The organism is Cupriavidus sp. GW821-FHT02F09 (assembly GCF_059421605.1).
Map to the genome: position 1 here is coordinate 57,964 of NZ_JBWKVH010000024.1, position 18,279 is coordinate 76,242.

Sequence of the window (18,279 nt, forward strand, 5' to 3'; positions counted from 1 at the left end):
TGCCTGCCTACATCCGGTACACAACCCCGACCCAGGCGCTGCGCGGTGCGCCCGGCGCGACGAACAGCGCGCTGGCATTGTCCTCCGGCGTTACGTGCGGGCGCAGCAGGTTGCCGTTGGGGAACAGGTCGTTGGAGATCTGGCCATAGGTCTCGTAGCGGCGGTCGAACAGGTTGGCCACGCGCGCGTAGACCTCGAAGTGCTTGTTCACGCGGTAGGACGCCCGCAGGTTCACCGTGGCGTACCCGGGCGTGCTCCAGTCCGCGTACTTTGGCGCCTTGCCGGGCTGCGGGTCGGCGCGCAGGCCGTCTTCATTGCCGTTGGTCACGCTGCTGGACACGCCAACCAGGTCGGCGCCCAGGGTCAGGCCGGCCAGCGCCTGCCAGTCCACGCCCAGCTTGATGGTGTGCCGCGGCAGGCCGGCCCTGCGCATGCCCGGCTTGACGTCGATGGTGCGCTCTCCCACCGCGAGCTGCCCGTTGGCCTGGTAGGTGGCCTCCAGATAGCTGTAGCCGAGGCGCAGCGTGAAGTCGCCCAGGCGCTGCCGCGCGGAGAGGTCGAAGCCCTGGTTGCGGGTACGGTCGAAGTTGGCGAAGTAGCCCTGCTGGGTGTTGGGCGCGCGCAGGAACAGGATGTCGTCGTGGTTATCAATGCGGTAGAACGAGCCGGACACCTCGGTGTCCTTGGAGGGACGCCAGCGCGCGCCCGCCTCGTAGGAGTGCGACACGACCTGCTTGAGGTAGGGGTCGGCCTGCAGGCCGGCGGGCAGGCGGCAGGGCTGGGCCGGATCGGCGCAACCCAGTTCCAGCACCGTCGGCACCCGGTTGTTTTGGGCGTAGCCGCCGAACACCGAGACGCCGCCGCCCAGCTTCTGGGTCAGGCCCAGCGCGGGATTGAGCCGACGGTAGGTGAAGCTCTCCTGCGGCTGTTCGGTGCCGTCGCTGTTGCGCAGCGTATTGCTCACGGTGACGTGGTTCCACCTGGCCGAGGCGGTGAGGAAGGTGCTGGCCGTCAAGGACCAGGTATCGGACAGGTACAGGCCGACCGCGCGCGAGGTTCCGCTGACGCCGGAGAACAGCTCGTTCGGTGCATTCGGGTCGGCGACCACGCCGCGATCGTCGGTGAAGGTGGCGAGCTGCTCGTACTGCGAATAGGTCAGGCGGCTACGGTCGAAGGTCAGCCCGGCGTTGAGCAGGTGGTGCTCGGTTTCCTTGGCGGCGCTGAGCGCCACGCCGATGGATTGCTGCCACATATGCGTGGTGTTGAGCACGGCCGGGTCCAGCGCGGCGCCTTCGGCCCGGGTGAAGCCGCAGCGGGACTTGCGCGGGCTGCCGTCGGCGTTGAAGCCGTCTTCGCAGTCTTCCGTGTAAGCGTCGTAGTCCGGGTTGATGTCGCCGTTGGTGGTGTCGCGACGGCTGGTGCGAACGTAGGCGAGCATCGCGGCGCTGGTCTTGTCGTCGAACCAGTGGCGGCCGTTGAGGGCGACCTGGGTGACCTGGTTGCGGGTCTTGTCCGGGTAGGTGTACGCCGCGGCGCGGTTGCTTTCATACAGGCCGGGCAGCAGGGCATTGCCGCTCGCGCGGTAGCTCGGCACCAGGCCGTTGCCGATCAGGGTGCTGCGCCCGTGCAGCAGGGACACGTCCCAGCTGGTGGTGTCGCTGGCATGCCCGGCCTTGACGAACAGGTTGCCGAGCCGGCCCTCGGAATGATCGCGCCAGCCCTGTTCCTGGAACAGGGTGCCGGCGGCGAAGGCGTGCCAGCCACTGTCGCTGCGGATGCCGCCCGACAGGTCGGCGCGCTTGCGGTTGCCGCTGCCGTAGGACAGGTCGGCGGTGAAGCCGGGCGAAGTCAGGCCGGAGCGGGTGGTCATGGCGAGCGCGCCGCCGAGCGTGTTGAGGCCGTAGGCAGGGTTGGCGCTGGAGACCAGCAAGACGCTCTCCAGCGCGGCCTCGGGAATCATGTCCCAGCTCACCACGTCGCCGAAGGGTTCGTTGACGCGGATGCCGTCCAGGTAGATCGACAAGCCTTGCGACGCGCCCGGGATCGGTGAGGCGCGAAAGCCGTGGTAGGTGAGGTCGGACTGGAAGGGGCTGCCCTGGATGTCGTTGACGTTGACACCGGTGAAGTAGCGCGCCAGGTATTCGGCGAGCGTGCCGGCGCGCTTGCCGTTCAGGTCGTCGCCGCTGACCGCCTGCACCGTGTACGGCACCAGATCGCGGTCCACGCCGATGCCGGGCAGCGGAGCGGTTGCCACGATCTGGACTTCCGGCAGCATGGCACCATCCGCGGTATTGCCGGTGTGCCCCGGCGTGACAGTCTGTACCGGAATCGGCAATGTATCTCGCGGCGCGGCCAGGCCGGGCAGTGGTGCGGTGCTCGCCGCCACCACCGCCGGCGCTGCAGGCACGAAACTCGCTGAGAGGGTGTGGTCCGGCTGGGCCGATGCCGCGCCTGCCGCGAGCGGGAGGCATAGCCGGACGACCGCGCGTGCCAGCGTGGTGCGGCGCAAGCCCGGGTTCTTTTGCGGGGGCGGGTGGCGCGGGCGGCGTGGTGGTCTCGGGGCAACGGTCATGGCGGGTCTCCTCATCTTGTTATCTGGGCATCCGTTCCTGCTTAAGCAGGTCCCATACCGCTGCGGCCGGGAAAAAATCCCGACTTGATTTGCCGCAGGGCGCGCCGCGCCATGCATAGGAAAGAGACGAAACGCGAGGAGGCGAGAGCCATGGAGATGTCAAGGCTGCTGATGCGCCGCGCCGCGTGGGTGACCCTGATCGGCTTGTGTTGTGCCTTGCTGGCGGCACTGTGGCAGGCGCAGGTCAATGTGCGGCACGAGGGCATCGGCGCGCTGCGCACTGCCGAACTGGTGGCGCACCTGACGGCGCTGCAGGGGGGCGGGCAGGCCGGCGCTGGCGCAAGCCTGGGCGCCTTGCGGCGCATCAATGCTTCGGGGGAGCTGCGCCACCTGCAACTGCTGCTAAAGGATGGCGAAGGCCGTGTGCTGGTGGGCCCGGCGCAGCAGGAGGCCGTGCCGGGGCTGTTCCAGGCCTGGCGCTGGGTCCAGGCCCGATGGCAAGGCCCTGCCGCCGCCCCGGCCCAGACCTGGCGCATCGCGCGCGGCGATGGCAGCGACTGGCAGGCCAGCCTGGTATGGAATCCGCTCAGCGAGCAGCGCGAAGCTTTCGGCGACATCGTCGGCGTGCTGGCGCTGCTGGGCCTGTTCAGCGCCACGATGCTGGGCGGCATCTGCTGGGTGGTGCGGCGCGCGCTGGCGCCCCTGCGCGACATCCTCCATGCAATCTCGCGTTATGAGCGCAGCGACTACGCGCACCGCCTGCCCGCCATGCCGACGCGCGAGCTGGATGCGATAGCACGGGCGCTGAACCACCTGGCCGACGCGCTCGCGCACACCCAGGCGACACGCCGTGCGCTCAGCCTTCGCGTGTTGACCCTGCAGGAGCAGGAACGCGCGCGGCTGGCCCGGGAATTGCACGACGAATTCGGGCAGGTGCTGACCGCGATGCGCGCCGACACGGCCTACATGGCACGCAAGACGCGCGCCGACCCGGCCTTGAACGCCGTGGCGCGGGATCTGGCCAACCACTGCGAGCGCATCCACCTGGACGTGCGCGACCTGCTGCACGGGCTGCGCCCGCACGGCTTGCTCCCGGGCAGCGGACCGGTGCCGCTGGCGCGCATGCTGGGCGAGCTGGTGGAGGGCTGGCGCGGGCAGGCGGGCGGGCACACCGCCTTTGTGTTGCGGCTAGACCTGGATGGCGCCGACTTGCCGGACGAACTGGCCCTGTCGCTCTATCGGATGACCCAGGAGGCGCTGACCAACGTCGTGCGCCACGCGCGGGCGAGCCAGGCAACGGTGTCGCTGCGGGCCGACGGCGCGGGCACGGTGGATTGGTCGGTGGAAGACGACGGCGTCGGCATGGCTGCCGCCTCGCAATCGGCGCGCCAGGGCCACGGGCTTGACGGCCTGCGCGAGCGAGTATGGGCGCATGGCGCGGAGATCGAGATCAGCGAGTCGGCACCCGGCGCAGATCGGCCCGGCCTGCGGCTTGCGGCGCGCTTCTGCCTGGCTGGCGCAGGCAGGCCGGCGGAACTGGCGAATCATGACGACTGGGCGCAGGAGGCCTGAAGGCATGGCGATATGGTGACGGAACCCATCCGGGTGGCGCTCGCGGACGACCACGCCGTGGTGCGCACCGGCTACCGGCGTTTGCTGGAACTGGAAACGGGCATTGAAGTCGTGGCAGAGTTCGGCGACACCGACGTCGCCTACGGCTGGCTGACGCAGCACGAAGCCGAGGTGCTGATCCTAGACCTGTCGATGCCGGGCCGTGGCGGGCTGGAAACCCTGCAAAGGCTGGGCAGCCGCCTGCCCGGATTGCGCGTGCTGGTGTTCAGCATGCACGACAGCCCCGCGCTGGTGGCGCAGGCACTGAAGGCCGGCGCGCGCGGCTACCTGACCAAGAGCAGTCCGCCCGAGGCCCTGGTCGATGCCGTGCAGCTGGTCATGCGCGGGGAGCGGCCCCTGTCGGACGATGTCAGGGAGGCCATGGCGCACATCGGCGGGCAACGGGATGAGGTCCCGCACCTCGGCTTGTCGTCGCGGGAGTTCGATGTATTCCGTCTCCTGGCGCAGGGGCAGCAGGTGGAGGAGATTGCCGGCCGGCTATTCCTGAGCATCAAGACCGTGGCCAATTACCAGACCATTCTTCGGAAGAAGATGGGGCTTGGCAATGCGCTGGAGATGCATCGCTATGCGCGGCAGCATGGCTTGCTTTAGCGTTCTGCGTTCTGCGTTCAGCGTTCAGTCGTGGAAGCGGCACGCAACGATATCCAGGCGCTCATCGCTGACCGTATATACAAGGCGGTTGACTTCGTCGATACAAGTGCCGATTGCCGCCCGCGAGTCCGACAACCCGCTCCCGCCACACATTGCTGCGCGCTGCAACAATGTGCGCCATTCTGTCCCGAGCCGTCCCGGCTCCTGGATTCCGCATTTCCTCCATCAGATCGCGTCCCGTCAACTGACACCCATGTTCCGCCACACGCCTGGCATGCCTTGTGCAAAGGATCCCTGATTAGCCGGCGCCGTTCCCGGCCGCAATGGATCAAGAGAATCCGATGACAGCAGACGAGAAACTCCAGGACTGGCGCGACAGTGCCCGGCGTGTGGAGCGCGAGGTGGCCAAGGCGGTGATCGGCCAGCCGCAGATCATCCGCCTGATCAACGTTGCGCTGTTCGCGCGCGGCCACGTGCTGCTTGAAGGCGACGTCGGCGTGGGCAAGACCACCGTGCTACGCGCCTTTGCCCGCGCCATCGGCGGCGATTTCGAGCGCGTGGAAGGGACCATCGACCTGATGCCGGGCGATCTGGTCTATCACAGCTATGTGGACGAACAGAGCAGACCGCGCATCGACCCCGGCCCGCTGCTGCGCCACGGCGAACGGCTGACCACCTTCTTCTTCAACGAGATCAACCGGGCCCGCCCGCAGGTCCAGTCGCTGCTGCTGCGGGCCATGGCAGAGCGCTCGGTGTCGGCCTTCAACCGCGAGTACCGCTTCCCGCATATGACGGTGTTCGCCGACCGCAACAAGGTCGAGAAGGAGGAGACTTTCGAGCTGGCCTCCGCCGCCCGCGACCGCTTCATGTTCGATCTGAACATTGCCACGCCCGCCGATCCCCCCGTGCGCCGCGCGCTGGTCTTCGAAGCGGCCTACCACGATACCGAGTCCTTGCTGGAGCAGGTCGCGCCGGATGTACTGCCTTGGGCGCAACTCAACGAGATCGCCGCGATCATCCAGCGCGGGATACAAGCCAGCGAGACCATCGAGCGCTATGTGCTGAAACTGTGGGAGGCGACCGAAACGCCGCAGCGTTTCGGCATTCGCCTGGACGGCGTCGACATGGAGCGTTTCGTTCTTGCGGGCGCAAGCCCACGCGGCATGAGCGCTCTGATGCGGGCAGCGCGCGTGGTGGCATGGATGGCGGGGCGCACGCATCTCGTGCCGGAAGACATCCATGCCGTGTTGCCGTCGGCGCTCGGCCATCGCGTGTTCTTCACGCCGGTGTATGAACTGCGCCGCGCGGAACTGTCCGACGCGCTGGTGCGGCAGATCATGGGCACCATTGCCGCGCCATGATGCGAACGACGCGAACGTGGCCATGACCAGCCCGCACGAATTCTACTATCGGCTGCCCGCCCGCGCGGGCGGCTTGCGGCCGGGGGCCCACCTGGGCACCAGCCTCGGCCATGGGCAGGAATTTGCCGCGCACATGCGCCTGCTCGACAATCCGGACCCGCGGCGGCTCGACCTGCGCGCCAGCCTGCGCAACCTGCGGCGGGAATGGCTGGTGCGCGTGCACCGCCAGCGCGTCAGCGTGCCGGTGCACGCCGTGGTCGATGTGTCGGCCTCCATGCGATTCGGGGCGCGGGCAAGCAAGCTGCACGTTGCGGCGGATTTCCTCGAAGGGCTGGGGCATAGCGCCTTCCGCGCCGGCGACCCTGTGGGCATGCTGGCTTTCGATGCGGTGGAGCGCACCGACCTGTTCGTGCCGGCGCGGCACAGCCGTGGCGCCGGCTATGCCATGTCGGCGATGCTGCGGGAGTTCGCGAGCGCAGGCGCTTCGGCCTGCGCGGGTGGTGCCGAAGGGCTCTCGCAAGCGGCGCAGCGGTTAGCGGATCGGCAGGGACTGATTTTCCTGGTCTCAGACTTTCATTGGGCGCTTGAAGCACTGGACGGCATTCTCGACATGCTGGCGCAGGCGTACGTGGTGCCAATGATTACCTGGGACCCCGCTGAAACCGAGCCACCGCCAGGCAATGCGCTGCTGGCCGTGCGCGATGCGGAAACCGGCCGCCAGCGCACGCTTTGGGTGCGCAAGAGGCTGCGCGACCAGTGGCGCGATGCGGTGGCGTCGCGGCGCGCCCGGCTTGATGCCCTGTTCCTCGCGCGAGGGCTGCGACCCATTCATCTGCACGGGGCATTCGAGGCCGAGGCCGTGTCCCGCTATTTTCTCGAGGCCGTGGCATGACGCATCGCCGGCACCTCCTTCCCAGGCTTGCCGGCGCGGCTTGTGCGGCAACGATTGCCGCCGTGCTGGTCCTTCCCTCCGCCCGGGCGCAGGGAAAAGCGGCCACCGTGGTCGTGCAGCAACCCCGCGCCTTTGGCTACGTGCTTGGCGACGTGGTCACGCAGCGCATCCTGCTGCCCGCCGATGGCCGCACCATCGAACCAGCCGCGCTGCCACGCGCGGAGCGCATCAGCGGATGGCTGGAACGGCGTCCGGTCCAGTGGGAGACCGATCCCGACGGCCGCCGCTGGCTGCGCGTAAGCTACCAGATCGTCAATGCGCCGCAAACGCTGACCGCGATCGCGCTGCCTGCCTTGTCGCTGCCCATGAGCACGGGTCCGGCGCTGAAGACCGGCGCGCACCTGATCAGCGTCGGCCCGCTGACGCCGCAGGCTGTGCTCGGCAAAGGCGGCTTGCTCGAAATGCGTCCCGACCGGGCCGTGCCTGCGTTGCCAACCGAGCCGATTGCGCGGCGGATGCGGCTGTGGCTCGCCGCGCTGGCGGCCACCTTGGCCGCCTGGCTGGGCTGGTGGGCCTGGCGCAACCGGCGCGAATCCAGGCAACTGCCTTTGGCGCGGGCATGGCGCAGGATGCGCAGTCTCGACCCCAGCCAGGCCGAGGCCTGGCTATGCCTGCACCAGGCCCTGAACGAGACCGCCGGAACGGTCCTGCGCGCGGCAGCGCTCCCCGGGCTGCTGGCGCGGGCACCGCATCTGGAACCCCTGCGCGCGCGGCTTCAGCATTTCTATGCCCGCTCGGATCAGCGGTTCTTCTCGGGCGAGCCCAATGGCGAGCCATTTCCGTTGCGCGCGCTCTGCCGCGACCTCTATCTTGCCGAGAAGCGTGCCCGGCCATGACGATTCCCTTTGACTTCGTCCATCCGTGGGTATTGGCGCTGCTGCCGCTGGCCCTGTTGCCGCTGCTGCGCCGGCGCGGCGACACGCTGTCTTTTCCCAGCGTGGCGTGGCTGCCACCGGATCGCATCGGCCGCGTCGCCGGCGTGCTGGAACGGGGCCTTGGCGTGATCGCCATGGCGGGCATCATCGTCGGCCTGGCCAGCCCGGGCCGCTCGGAAACGCAGGTGGCGCGGACCGGGCACGGCGCGGAGATCCTGATCCTGCTGGACCGCAGCGGCAGCATGAATTCCGTCATCGTGGCCAAGGGCGAGCAGGCCGCGCTGCGCACGCAGGGAGACACCAAGGGCGATGTCGCGCGCGAGCTGCTCACGCGCTTCGTCGCGCAGCGGCCCAATGACCGCTATGCCTTCATGATGTTCAGCACCAGCCCCTTGCGCGTGCTGCCGTTTACCGAGCACAAGCAGGCGATCCAGGCTGGCATCGCGGCCACCCGCATCGGCCGGGGGCTGATGAACACCGATATCGGCAGGGCGGTGCTGGCAGCGATCGCCGAGTTCGACGCGCGCCCTTACTCCGGCAGCCGCATCATCCTGATGGTGTCGGACGGCGGCGCGCAGCTCGATGCCGGCACGCGCAAACGTATCGAGGCCGGCCTGGCCCGCAACCGCATTGCGTTGTACTGGATCTACCTGCGCACCGGCATCAGTCCAAGCCTGCACGCCGATGTCCCGGACGACAGCCCGGCACAGGAGATCGCTCTGCACCGCTTCTTCCAGAGCCTGACCACGCCATATCGCGCGTACGAGGCCGAGGACGCCAGTGCCATGGCCGCCGCCATCGCTGAAGTCGGCCGCCAGCAGAACCTGCCGCTGTCGTTCACGGAGCGCGTGCCGCGCAAGGATGGCAGCGCCTACGTCTTTGGCGCGGCGCTGGTTTGCTGCGCGCTGCTGCTTGGATACCGATGCCTTCAATTGCGGAGCTGGACATGAGGCGGCGCACCATTCATCTGGCGTTTGCCGTGGCGGCGGTTGGCTTCGGCGCGCTCGCGGCCGCCCAGGTCGTGCAACTGCGCAAGGCGGCCCGGATCAACCAGGCCGTGGCATCGGCAAAGGCGAACGCCAGCGCCGCCGCCGACGTGCCCGAGGCCAGGCTGGCGCAGGCCAGCGCGCTGGCCGAGGCCGGCCAGCATGACGCGGCCCTGGCGGTCTACAACAGCCTGATCCAGCGCGGCCGCACCGATGCGCTCGGGCAGGCGGCGCTGTTCAACCTGGGCAATATGTTCCTGCGCAATGCGCGCGACACTGCCGCGAACGATGCCTTCCAGGCGCAGGCGCTGGTGGAACTTGCCAAAGAGCGCTACCGCGAGCTGCTGCGCGCCGATCCCGGCGACTGGGATGCCCGCTACAACCTGGAGCGCGCGCTCTGGCTCGCCCCCGAGGCGCAGGATGTGTTCGGCGCCGAGACCGACGACATGCCCAAGGAGCTGCTGCGCATCAAGGTGCCGGGCCTGCCCCCGGGAGACCTGCCTTGACGCTGCGCACGCTGGCTGGCCGGTTCTTCGCGCGGGGAAGCGGGCCGCTGGCGGTGACGTTGCTGCTGCTGGTGGCCGCGGTCTGGATGCCGCCGCTGACCCTGCCGCGCGGCACCTTCCGCTATATGGTCACCTTCGACGTAACGCAAAGCATGAATGTCGAGGACATGGGAAGCCCGGCCGCGCCCGTGAGCCGCCTGGCGTACGCGCGCGGCGCCATGCGCGAGGCGCTGAAGCACTTGCCCTGCGGCTCTGAAGTGGGCTGGGCCGTGTTTGCCGACTATCGCGCGCTCCCCCTGCTGACGCCGCTTGAGGTCTGCGCCAATTACGATGCCTTGCTGTCGTCGCTGGATCGCATCGACAGCCGCATGGCCTGGGTCAATGCGAGCAGCATCACGAAGGGCCTTTACTGGACGCTGCGCATGGGCAAGAGCATGGGTGATGGCACCCGCGTCGTCTTTATCACCGATGGCCATGAGTCGCCGCCGCTCCGGCCGTCGGAGCACTCCATGCTGAATGTCACGCCAGGCGAGACCAGCGGCTGGCTGTTCGGGGTAGGGGGCGACACGCCGATACCCATTCCCAAGTCCGACCCGGATGGCAACCGCATCGGCTACTGGCGCGCCGACGAGGTCGTGCAGCTCGGCGCAGTATCCGGTGGCGTGGCGCCGGCGCAAAGCCAGGAACATCTTTCGGCCTTGCATGAAGCGCATCTGGAAGCGCTGGCCAGGCAGACGGGTCTTGGCTACCGCCGCGTCGCCGTGCCCGGAGCCTTGACCAGCGCGCTGCTTGACGGGCGCCTGGCGCATCGGCAGCCGGTCAGGACCGATCTGCGCTGGCTGCCGGCCGTGCTCGCCCTGTTGTTGCTGACCTGGCATTTTCTGCCAGCGCTCGGGCGCCTGCCTCTGCGCCGCTTCTTCGGGCAAGGCAAGCCGGAGTCTTCGCCCTGATATCCTCCTCCGAACTGGTGGAGCGGCGTTTAGCCCATATCACACCTAGGCAACGACAAGCGGCCCCGCCTGCTCGATAACCGGCCAGCCCCGGTCCAGCGCGATGGCGCGCAGGCGCGGATCCGGCGCCACCACGATCGGATGGCTGACGTGCTCCAGCAGCGGCAGGTCGTTGGCCGAATCGGAATAGAACAGCGAACGCTCGAATTCTTCCCAGCGCCGCCCGATTGCGGCCAGCCATTGCGCTACCCGTTCGACCTTGCCCGCGCCGAAGCTCGGCACGCCGACCATCTCGCCGCTGAAGGGGGCCAGCGGGCCGGCGCCGACGGTTGCGGCTAGGGAGGCAACGAGGTGCCCCACGCCGAAGCTGTCGGCAAAGCCGCGGGCGACGAAGTCGTTGGTGGCGGTCACGATGCAGCACAGGTCGCCGGCGGAGCGGTGCTGATTCACCAGCTCGCGTGATGGTGCCGGGATCCGGTCGGCGATGCTGGCGATGAAGGCGCTGCGCCAGGTGTCGAGATCGCGGCGGTCGTAGCGAGCCAGGAAGGACATGCAGAAGCGCTGGAAGGCATGGATATCCAGCTTGCCGTCGATATAGTCCTGGGCGAAGCGCAGGTTCTGCGGGGCGAATTCGGCCTCGTCAAGCACCCCGAGTTGCATCAGGTAGCGCAGCCAGGTGGAGCCGCTGTCGAAGGGCACCAGAGTGTGGTCGAGGTCAAACAGTACGAGTTGCATGGGCGGCACGGGTAACGACGAGGTCGGGAATGGACAGATCCCGCACATGATAAGGCGTTGGCCCGGGGTCGGGCACAAGCCCGGTCAGGAAGGCGGCCTTCAGCGCGCATTCCTCGAACTCCGATGCGGCCTCGCTATCGAGCACGATGCCCGCACCGACACCCATGCGGCCGGCCCGCACGCCGCCACGGGCGGGCCCGAGCGCCAGCGTGCGGATGGCCACCGACAGGCAGAAGCTGCCACAGGCGCGCGCGGAGCCGGGGGCGGGGGCGTCGATCCAGCCTATGGCGCCGGTGTACAGGCCTCGGGGACTGGTTTCCTGCGCGGCGATCAGCTCCATGGTGTGATGCCTGGGCGCGCCGGTGATGGAGCCGCAGGGAAAGAGGGCGCGCAGCAGGGCCGGCATCGATACGGCTTCGGGCAGTGTCGCCTCGACAGTGGAGGTCATCTGGAACACGCTGGCGTAGGGCTCAATCGAGAACAGCGCCGGCACCTTGACCGAGCCGATTTGCGCCACGCGACCCAGGTCGTTGCGCAGCAGGTCGACGATCATCAGGTTCTCGGCGCGATTCTTCTCGTCGGCCGCCAGCGCGCGGGCAATCGCGCGGTCTTCGGCCGGGCTCGTGCCGCGCCGGGCGGTGCCTTTCATCGGGCGCGCGGTGAGCTTGCCGTCTTCATGGCGCAGGAACAGCTCGGGAGAGCAGGACAGGATGAAAGGCTGCTGCGCGTCGTGTGGCAGGGCGATCAGCGCCCCGTATGGCACCGGCTGGCGCGCGCGCAAGCGGCGGTACAGGCCAAGCGGGGAGCCCGAGGCTTCAAAATCGATCCGGTAGGTGTAATTGACCTGATAGGTCTCACCGGCACGCAGCGCTTCATGGATACGGGCGATCGCGGCGTGGAAGGTTGGACGGTCCACGCTCGGCCGGAATGCGCCGGCACCCGCAGGCGAGGGCGTCGCGCCGTCCATCCTGGCGAGCCAAGCATCGACCTGCTCGCGCGAGAGGCGCGCCAGTTCGCGGAAAAGGAGAATGCGCAGGGCGGGCTCACGGGGTTCCACCGCTGCGAGGTGGCCCAGTCCCTGGAGCGCCATGCCCCACTCGTAGTCCCCCAACAACACCGCGTGGGCTCCGCCGCGCATGGCTGCATCGGCTTGCTGCCATGCCTGCCCGAGCCCCGCCGGATCCGTGCAGCGGATCTCGCGCAGCAAGCCGGTGTACAGGCGGCTGGTGGGCTGGCCCGGCGTGGCGTTCGCGTCGTCGAGCAGCGCGTAGCTTTGATCGCCCATTGCTCGCTCCTTGACTAGTCAAACGTCAGCAACTCGCCCTTACCGTCCATCGCAAGGTCGCCCACCAGGCGGCGCGGCCGCAGCGCAGGCAAAGCCGTGAACGGGCCGCCGGCGCGGGCCAGGCTGCGTGCCAGCAGCGTCCAGAACACGTCGAAATTGCCGTTGGTGCGCACGAAGGTGGCGCGAGCCTGTGGCTTGGCGCTGAGCAGTACGATGGTGCCGCGGCGCATGCCGTAAGCCAGGTGGGCACCGGTGGCGCCCGCAATCGCGATGGTGCCGGCGACCATGCGCGAGCCCGTGAAGTCCCCGGCACTGCCTGCCACCAGCACGGTGCCGCGCCGCATGCGGTCGCCGAGGCGGTCGCCGGCGTTGCCGCCGACGGCGAGAGTCCCGCCGCGCATGCCGTCCATATCGCCAGGCAGCGCGGCGGCGGCGAAGTCCCCGGTATTGCAGCCGACCGCGATGTGGCCGCCGGCCATTGCCGCTGCCGTGAAGTCGCCCGCGCTGCCGCTCACGCGCAGCGTGCCGCCCTGCATGCCGCAGCCGAGATAGTCGCCGGCGTTGCCGTTGACCCGCAACGTACCGCCGGACATTTGCCAGCCGATCCGGTCGAAGCGCCCCAGGTCGCCTTCAAAGGTGAGACTGGGTTCGCCATCGGCGGCGTGAGCCTGCACGGTGAACAGTTCGCCGAGGGCGATGCGCTCATTGCCATGCCACAAGGGCAGGCGTGCTACCGCGTCCGGCGCCATGCCAGCCAGGGTGGTGGGCGTCAACTGGCGCAGGTCGACCCGCAGCGCGGGGGCGTTGGCGAGGCGCAGGGTCAGGCTGCTCATGCGCGTTCTCCCGGGCTGGCGAGCCGGTGCAGGTGGAAGTGGAAGGGTCCGAGCTTGCCGCCATAGTTGCCGGCGGATATGCGCACCAGCCCGGCAGCGGCGCCGCGCCCGGCGAGCGCCGCGATCCCGGCCCGCATGGCGGCGGCCACGTCGGCTTCCGTCAGCCCGTCGATCACGATCTCCAGCACGCAGCGCACGGTGGGCCCAAGCTGGCTGCCGGCCACCAGGCCGGCAAGGCTGGGGCAGAAGGCGTCATTGGTGGAGGCATGCATGCCGGCGTACCTGGCGCCGACCTTCGAGCCGGAACGGACCACGCCGCCGGGAAACGGCATGATGATATTGGGCACCTGGCGCATCGCCGCCACCGCGGCCTCGGCGGCGGCAAGCGCGCTATCCGTGTCGCGGGCCAGCATTAGCAGGTTGCCGCCGCCCACCGCCTTGACCACCGCGGTGGTTTCCTGGCAGACGAACTCGCCGTCCATCACCGGCACGCGCCAGTAGCGCACGCCGTCGATCATCTTGGCGATCTGCCAGCCGTCGCCGAAAAAGCGCAGGTTCTTGCCCAGCGGGATGGCCTCGCCCTCGGCCAGCCCCGCGTACACCGCCGTGGTGGGACAGGTCAGCACGCACTGGCCGACGCGGCGCTCGACCTGCTTGGCCAGCTCCTTGCCCGACATCGAGAACAGCAGCACGGCCACGCCGGGTCGCCCGTCGGGGGAGTCGGCTGGCTGGATCTCGCGCTCGATGCCGGCTTCGCAGCCGCAGGCGATCACCGAAGTCGCGAAGCCCGTGAGCGCGGCCGCGGCATGCCGGGCCCAGGTCAGGTTATGCGCCGTGACCAGCAGGCGGGTCGCCTTCATCGGGAAGGCTTCCGCGAAGGTGTCGTCGATGGCGATTCCGTTGATCAGCATGCGAGATGTCCCCAGGCGCGCGGCAATGTAGCGTGCCCGTTCATACGGTGTCCTGCCGGCGCATCGGGTCGCACTGCGCTGGCAGCAGCCGGCCGCCGTTGCAGCAGGCGCACAGTTCGTCGTGGCCGATAGCGGCGTTGTCGAAATTGAGCGCGAGATGGCTGTCGCTGTACTTGCGCAGGGTCCTTTCGATGCCTTTGTCGTACTCGGGCTCCACATAGTGCGTGCCGCCGGCAGGCGTGGCGATGATGCGCCCCGCGCGCGCCACCAGGGCGCCGTCCTTGAACACATACTCTGGCGCGGTGAACATGGTTTCGCGGTTGGCCTCCTCGCGGTACACCGCGATGTCGGCCGCCGCCCCCGCGCCCAGGTGGCCGCGGTCGCGCAGGCCAAGCAGGCGCGCCGGCCCGGCCCGGGTCAGCACGGCAATCTCGTACAGCGTCAGTTCTCGCTTGATATCGGGCAGCGCGCAGTTGGCGGCTACCTCCGGGTGCAGCCTGGCGAGTTGCTCGTCGCGGAAGGACTTGTCCATCAGCAGGCGGATCAGGTGCGGGTAGCTGGTGAACGGGCCGCCATTGGGGTGGTCGGTGGTCAGCGTCACCTGCCAGGGGTTCTTGACCGTCAGGAAGACTTCCAGGCCGATGGCCCATTGCAGCGCATTGACATAGCTCTGCTCGCGGTATCGGAACGGCACCACGCCGCAGCCCGCGTCGCATTCGATATCGGCGCCGATCCATTTGCGCGGGTGGGCCAGGCCGGCATTCCTCACCTGCATCATGGTGTCGCCCGATGCGGTCACGGTCTGGCCGAAGATGATCTGGCCGACGTCGATCGAGATATTGGGGCTGGCGTTGACTGCTTCGGTAATGCGCAGCGCCGCCGAAGAGAACTTGCGCGGCCCGTCCGCGCCGTAGCTGTGGAACTGGATATGGGTAAGGTGGCCAGGCAGGCCTTCGAGCGCGGCCATGGTGGCCAGGGTCGATTCGATATTGCCCGGCACCCCGAGATTGCTGGCATGGATATGCAAGGGGTGCGGCACCTTGAGTTCGGTCAGCGCCTGGCTCAGCGTGCGCAACACATCGCGCGGGGTGATGCGGTAGTGGACGTGCTGGTCGTCTACGTCGAGCTGGCGCTGGTTGAACTTGAAGGCCGAGATGCCGCCCGGGTTGACCACCTTGACGCCCAGCGCCTTGCTGGCGTTAATGGTCCAGCCGACATAATCGCGGATGCGCTGGAAATCGGTGCCCTCGGCGAGCATGCGCAGGAACAGGTCGTCGTTGCCGAGCATGACATAGGCGCCATGATCGATGACCGGCGTGTCGCCCATCTCGAAATGTGTCTGGCGCGCGTTCGACGCCATCATGGCGGGCTCGAACGCGGCGGTGTAGCCCATCTGCGCATAGCGGTAGCCGGTGGCCAGCGTGCCGGGCGTGCAGGTGCCGCAGGAGGCCAGCTCCAGCGGCCCGGTGGCGGGGAGGTTGTCGCGGTGGTCCTCGGGCAGCAGCATGCGGGCCAGGTTGACCTTGCCGCCGCCGATATGCGAATGCATGTCGATGCCCCCGGCCATCACCACCATACCGCCGATATCGAGCTCCGCCTCCGCTCGCGTGCCGGGCGCCAGCTCAACGATGCGGCCGTCGCGGATATAGAGGTCGGCAAGCTGGCCGTCGACCCCCCGTGCGGGGTCGTACAGGCGGCCGCCGTGCAGGCGCATGGTACTCATGGTGCGAACTCCGTGGCCGCGGGCGCTTGCCGTAGCCGTGCAAGCAATTGCGCCGCCACCGCCGCGACCGTAGGCAGGCCGTCGTCGCGCAGCGGGGTGAGCGGCAGCACGATGCCGCCATCGGTGCGGAACAGGTGCCCGGCCGAGCCGATGCCCGGCGTCGATACCGGAATGAAGACGCCGGAACGCCCGGCCATCGATGCGGCCAGCGCCGGATGCCCGAGCACCACGGTGGGCACGGGGCTGGCGGGCGGAGGCAGGTCCGGAGTGAAACTGGCGACCCACAGCAGCGCGTCGACATCGCCGCCGCGCAGCAGGCGCTCGGTCCCGTGCCGGTGCGGATCGTGATCGAGCCCGCCAGGGTGCACATGCGTGCGCAGCGGCACGCCGGACAGCCAGGTGATGGCCTGGTTGACGGTATTGCCGCCGTCGTCGCCGCCGAACGACAGGCCGCCGGCGCGCGTGGTGCGGTTGAGTGTCTTGACCAGGTGGTGGATGCCCTCGATCAGCAGCGCGGCATGCTTGCCACCCGCCTGCGCGCAGAGCGTGGACGGCGTCCACACGATGACAGCGTAACGCGCGGCCAGCAAGCGCGCCGAGAGATCGCGCAGGGAAGCTGGAGCGATGTTGCCGTCGGCCAGCGCACGCGGGCGGCACAGGGCGTTCAGCGAGGCGAGTGTCTGGTACAGGTCCTCGCCCTCGGGCAGCGCAACTTCACTGCAGCGCGCATTCGCAAGCAGTGCCGCCGCTGGGTCGACCGGCGTGCCCAGGAAGACCAGCTCGCGCGTGCACGGCTGTTCTCTGTCCGCCAGGCCGCAGCGTCGGAAGAACTCGGGATGTTTGTGCGAGGGCTGGGTGCCAATGCACAGTATCAAGTCGGCATGGTTGCGCACCTCGGCCAGCGTGGTGGTGAACGCGCCGCGATCCTGCAGCGCGCGCAGGCTGGCCGTCATGGCGTCGCCATGCGCATGGTCGAGCACCGCGCCGCTGTGGTTGGCCAGGGCGTAAAGCGCGCGCGCGCCGGCCACGTCGGTGGCGAGGCCGCCAAACAGCGGGAGCCGGCTCTCGCGCAGCAGGAGCGCGGCAGCGTCGAGCGCCTGGGGCAATGCCACGGGGCGGCCATCGGCGCTTGGCGTGGTTGCCACTGCTCGCGCATCGAACCAAGCCAGCGCGCTTGCCATACGCGGGCAGGTGCTGCCGGCCAGTGCCGGTGTCCAGCCGCCCGCCGCATCCTGCGCAACGTCGAGCCCGTCGCACAGCAGCGCGCAGAAGGGGCAGGTCCAGGTGGCCCGGCCGGCTGGGCGGCCACGGGGGTCGGAGGGGAGATCGGGAGCGGGTGCCATGCCCATGTCGAGCAAAGCCTGTGCCAGCGGGCTGCCCGCATGCCGCCGCGCAGCCGCCATCCGCCCACCATGGCGAGTGCAAGGCGCCTGGCAGCGGGGAAACCGCAGCGCACGGGATGCGCCAGGAGCCGGGGCAACGAGACAACCGGTGCTCCGTGCACGTGGCAACCTGTCACCCCGGTTGGTTGCGCATGCGGCGCCAAGCCGCGCCAGCACGCCGTAGCAGGCTGGCATGGAACGTGTTTATGCCTGCTTGTATTTTTGCTTGAGGGTGCCGCTTGCGCGGATCAGGAGGATTGTCCTGCCTGGCCAGCCGGCGGAATACGGAGATCGTGAATGGCCGATGCAACCAGCCAGGCGCTGGCCCCGGCATGCGCGGCGGCGGCCAGGTCGGCGCCATCGCGAATGCCACCGGCGCCGACCAGCCTGCGCCCGGTGCCCGCCTGCGAGCGGATCGCCGCGAGTGTTGCCAGGTCGGGCCCTTCGAACGCGCCGACGCGATCCAGCGCCATCACGATCAGCTGCGCCGGCCATGCGGCACTGGCCTGCCACCATGCCGCGTTGCCCAGCGGCATGCCATGGCGCCGGTCGAGCGAGAGCACGGCGCCGGGCCAGGTGTCGAACGGCGGTGCGGCGCCTGCCGCGGCGGGCGGCTCGGACAAGCTTTCGCTGCCGAACACCGGCACCACCCGCGCGCCAGTGCCGCGCAGCGCGGCCAGTGACGCCGTGGCCTGGGCGGCATTGGCGAAGCCGGCGTCCAGCCAGAGCTCGGTTTCCGGCAAGGCAAGGCAAAGGGCCTGCAGCGCCTCAAGCTGGGCGGCGCGCCCCGTGAGCGCGTCAAGGTCGGCGATATACAGCGTGCGGCTCGCGCAATACGCAAGCATCGCCCGCGCCAGTGCCACCGGATCGCTGCCCGGATGCAGGCCGGACACGATGGGGCGGTACTGGTCGCGCTGGCCGCGCACTGCTCGGACAACGCGGCCGTCGAGAAGATCGATGACTGGGATGATGTGCATGGAGAGGG

At 69.0% G+C, this 18,279-nt stretch carries 16 protein-coding genes; 8 read left to right on the forward strand and 8 right to left on the reverse strand.

Going from position 1 to position 18,279, the window contains the following annotated elements:
* Window positions 1–7 precede the first annotated feature (7 nt).
* Window positions 8–2,572 carry a TonB-dependent receptor gene (locus AC07XB_RS24045; protein WP_492830122.1) on the reverse strand — a complete coding sequence of 855 codons (2,565 nt, stop codon included), beginning with the start codon at window positions 2,570–2,572 and terminating at the stop codon, window positions 8–10.
* 150 nt (window positions 2,573–2,722) lie between these two features.
* Between AC07XB_RS24045 and AC07XB_RS24050 the strand changes: the two genes are divergently transcribed.
* The 8 genes from AC07XB_RS24050 (at window position 2,723) to AC07XB_RS24085 (ending at window position 10,425) form a co-directional block, all read left to right on the forward strand.
* Window positions 2,723–4,144, forward strand: coding sequence for a HAMP domain-containing sensor histidine kinase (locus AC07XB_RS24050; RefSeq protein WP_492830124.1), 1,422 nt, complete (start codon window positions 2,723–2,725; stop codon window positions 4,142–4,144).
* Between the two features lie 12 nt (window positions 4,145–4,156).
* Window positions 4,157–4,795 (forward strand): response regulator, encoded by a 639-nt coding sequence (locus tag AC07XB_RS24055; protein WP_492830126.1) that lies wholly within the window; start codon window positions 4,157–4,159, stop codon window positions 4,793–4,795.
* Between the two features lie 341 nt (window positions 4,796–5,136).
* Window positions 5,137–6,156 (forward strand): AAA family ATPase, encoded by a 1,020-nt coding sequence (locus AC07XB_RS24060; RefSeq protein WP_492830128.1) that lies wholly within the window; start codon window positions 5,137–5,139, stop codon window positions 6,154–6,156.
* Between the two features lie 22 nt (window positions 6,157–6,178).
* Window positions 6,179–7,048 (forward strand): DUF58 domain-containing protein, encoded by an 870-nt coding sequence (locus AC07XB_RS24065; protein ID WP_492830130.1) that lies wholly within the window; start codon window positions 6,179–6,181, stop codon window positions 7,046–7,048.
* Complete coding sequence (locus AC07XB_RS24070) at window positions 7,045–7,944, forward strand: calcium incorporation protein MxaA (RefSeq protein ID WP_492830132.1); 900 nt, start codon at window positions 7,045–7,047, stop codon at window positions 7,942–7,944. The genes AC07XB_RS24065 and AC07XB_RS24070 overlap by 4 nt, the downstream gene beginning before the upstream one ends.
* A complete protein-coding gene (locus AC07XB_RS24075; RefSeq protein ID WP_492830134.1) occupies window positions 7,941–8,933 on the forward strand; it encodes a vWA domain-containing protein in 993 nt (330 codons plus the stop codon). The genes AC07XB_RS24070 and AC07XB_RS24075 overlap by 4 nt, the downstream gene beginning before the upstream one ends.
* Window positions 8,930–9,475: an MxaK protein gene (locus AC07XB_RS24080; RefSeq protein ID WP_492830136.1), complete on the forward strand. Its 546-nt coding sequence runs from the start codon at window positions 8,930–8,932 to the stop codon at window positions 9,473–9,475. The genes AC07XB_RS24075 and AC07XB_RS24080 overlap by 4 nt, the downstream gene beginning before the upstream one ends.
* Entirely contained in the window at window positions 9,472–10,425 is a 954-nt protein-coding gene (locus AC07XB_RS24085; protein WP_416048546.1) for a VWA domain-containing protein, read from the forward strand. The genes AC07XB_RS24080 and AC07XB_RS24085 overlap by 4 nt, the downstream gene beginning before the upstream one ends.
* Window positions 10,426–10,470: 45 nt before the next feature.
* Here AC07XB_RS24085 and AC07XB_RS24090 read toward each other — a convergent pair whose 3' ends face one another.
* The 7 genes from AC07XB_RS24090 to AC07XB_RS24120 form a co-directional block, all read right to left on the reverse strand.
* Entirely contained in the window at window positions 10,471–11,160 is a 690-nt protein-coding gene (locus tag AC07XB_RS24090; RefSeq protein WP_492830138.1) for an HAD family hydrolase, read from the reverse strand.
* Window positions 11,141–12,445, reverse strand: coding sequence for an aminodeoxychorismate synthase component I (gene pabB / locus AC07XB_RS24095; protein ID WP_492830140.1), 1,305 nt, complete (start codon window positions 12,443–12,445; stop codon window positions 11,141–11,143). The genes AC07XB_RS24090 and pabB overlap by 20 nt, the downstream gene beginning before the upstream one ends.
* A gap of 14 nt (window positions 12,446–12,459) precedes the next feature.
* A complete protein-coding gene (locus AC07XB_RS24100; RefSeq protein ID WP_492830142.1) occupies window positions 12,460–13,278 on the reverse strand; it encodes a formylmethanofuran dehydrogenase subunit C in 819 nt (272 codons plus the stop codon).
* Window positions 13,275–14,189, reverse strand: coding sequence for a formylmethanofuran--tetrahydromethanopterin N-formyltransferase (gene fhcD, locus AC07XB_RS24105; protein ID WP_492830144.1), 915 nt, complete (start codon window positions 14,187–14,189; stop codon window positions 13,275–13,277). The genes AC07XB_RS24100 and fhcD overlap by 4 nt, the downstream gene beginning before the upstream one ends.
* A gap of 40 nt (window positions 14,190–14,229) precedes the next feature.
* Window positions 14,230–15,912, reverse strand: a complete 1,683-nt coding sequence (locus AC07XB_RS24110; protein WP_492830146.1) for a formylmethanofuran dehydrogenase subunit A — start codon at window positions 15,910–15,912, stop codon at window positions 14,230–14,232.
* Window positions 15,909–17,255 (reverse strand): molybdopterin-binding domain-containing protein, encoded by a 1,347-nt coding sequence (locus tag AC07XB_RS24115; RefSeq protein ID WP_492830148.1) that lies wholly within the window; start codon window positions 17,253–17,255, stop codon window positions 15,909–15,911. Before AC07XB_RS24115 ends, AC07XB_RS24110 begins: the two co-directional genes overlap by 4 nt.
* Window positions 17,256–17,542: 287 nt before the next feature.
* Window positions 17,543–18,271 carry a HisA/HisF-related TIM barrel protein gene (locus AC07XB_RS24120; protein ID WP_416048553.1) on the reverse strand — a complete coding sequence of 243 codons (729 nt, stop codon included), beginning with the start codon at window positions 18,269–18,271 and terminating at the stop codon, window positions 17,543–17,545.
* Window positions 18,272–18,279 lie beyond the last annotated feature (8 nt).

Bases quoted from the DNA above. Each gene is read 5' to 3' on its own strand.
- AC07XB_RS24045 (WP_492830122.1), bottom strand. From the start codon at position 2,572: ATGACCGTTGCCCCGAGACCACCACGCCGCCCGCGCCACCCGCCCCCG.
- AC07XB_RS24050 (WP_492830124.1), top strand. From the start codon at position 2,723: ATGGAGATGTCAAGGCTGCTGATGCGCCGCGCCGCGTGGGTGACCCTG.
- AC07XB_RS24055 (WP_492830126.1), top strand. From the start codon at position 4,157: ATGGTGACGGAACCCATCCGGGTGGCGCTCGCGGACGACCACGCCGTG.
- AC07XB_RS24060 (WP_492830128.1), top strand. From the start codon at position 5,137: ATGACAGCAGACGAGAAACTCCAGGACTGGCGCGACAGTGCCCGGCGT.
- AC07XB_RS24065 (WP_492830130.1), top strand. From the start codon at position 6,179: ATGACCAGCCCGCACGAATTCTACTATCGGCTGCCCGCCCGCGCGGGC.
- AC07XB_RS24070 (WP_492830132.1), top strand. From the start codon at position 7,045: ATGACGCATCGCCGGCACCTCCTTCCCAGGCTTGCCGGCGCGGCTTGT.
- AC07XB_RS24075 (WP_492830134.1), top strand. From the start codon at position 7,941: ATGACGATTCCCTTTGACTTCGTCCATCCGTGGGTATTGGCGCTGCTG.
- AC07XB_RS24080 (WP_492830136.1), top strand. From the start codon at position 8,930: ATGAGGCGGCGCACCATTCATCTGGCGTTTGCCGTGGCGGCGGTTGGC.
- AC07XB_RS24090 (WP_492830138.1), bottom strand. From the start codon at position 11,160: ATGCAACTCGTACTGTTTGACCTCGACCACACTCTGGTGCCCTTCGAC.
- pabB (WP_492830140.1), bottom strand. From the start codon at position 12,445: ATGGGCGATCAAAGCTACGCGCTGCTCGACGACGCGAACGCCACGCCG.
- AC07XB_RS24100 (WP_492830142.1), bottom strand. From the start codon at position 13,278: ATGAGCAGCCTGACCCTGCGCCTCGCCAACGCCCCCGCGCTGCGGGTC.
- fhcD (WP_492830144.1), bottom strand. From the start codon at position 14,189: ATGCTGATCAACGGAATCGCCATCGACGACACCTTCGCGGAAGCCTTC.
- AC07XB_RS24110 (WP_492830146.1), bottom strand. From the start codon at position 15,912: ATGAGTACCATGCGCCTGCACGGCGGCCGCCTGTACGACCCCGCACGG.
- AC07XB_RS24115 (WP_492830148.1), bottom strand. From the start codon at position 17,255: ATGGCACCCGCTCCCGATCTCCCCTCCGACCCCCGTGGCCGCCCAGCC.
- AC07XB_RS24120 (WP_416048553.1), bottom strand. From the start codon at position 18,271: ATGCACATCATCCCAGTCATCGATCTTCTCGACGGCCGCGTTGTCCGA.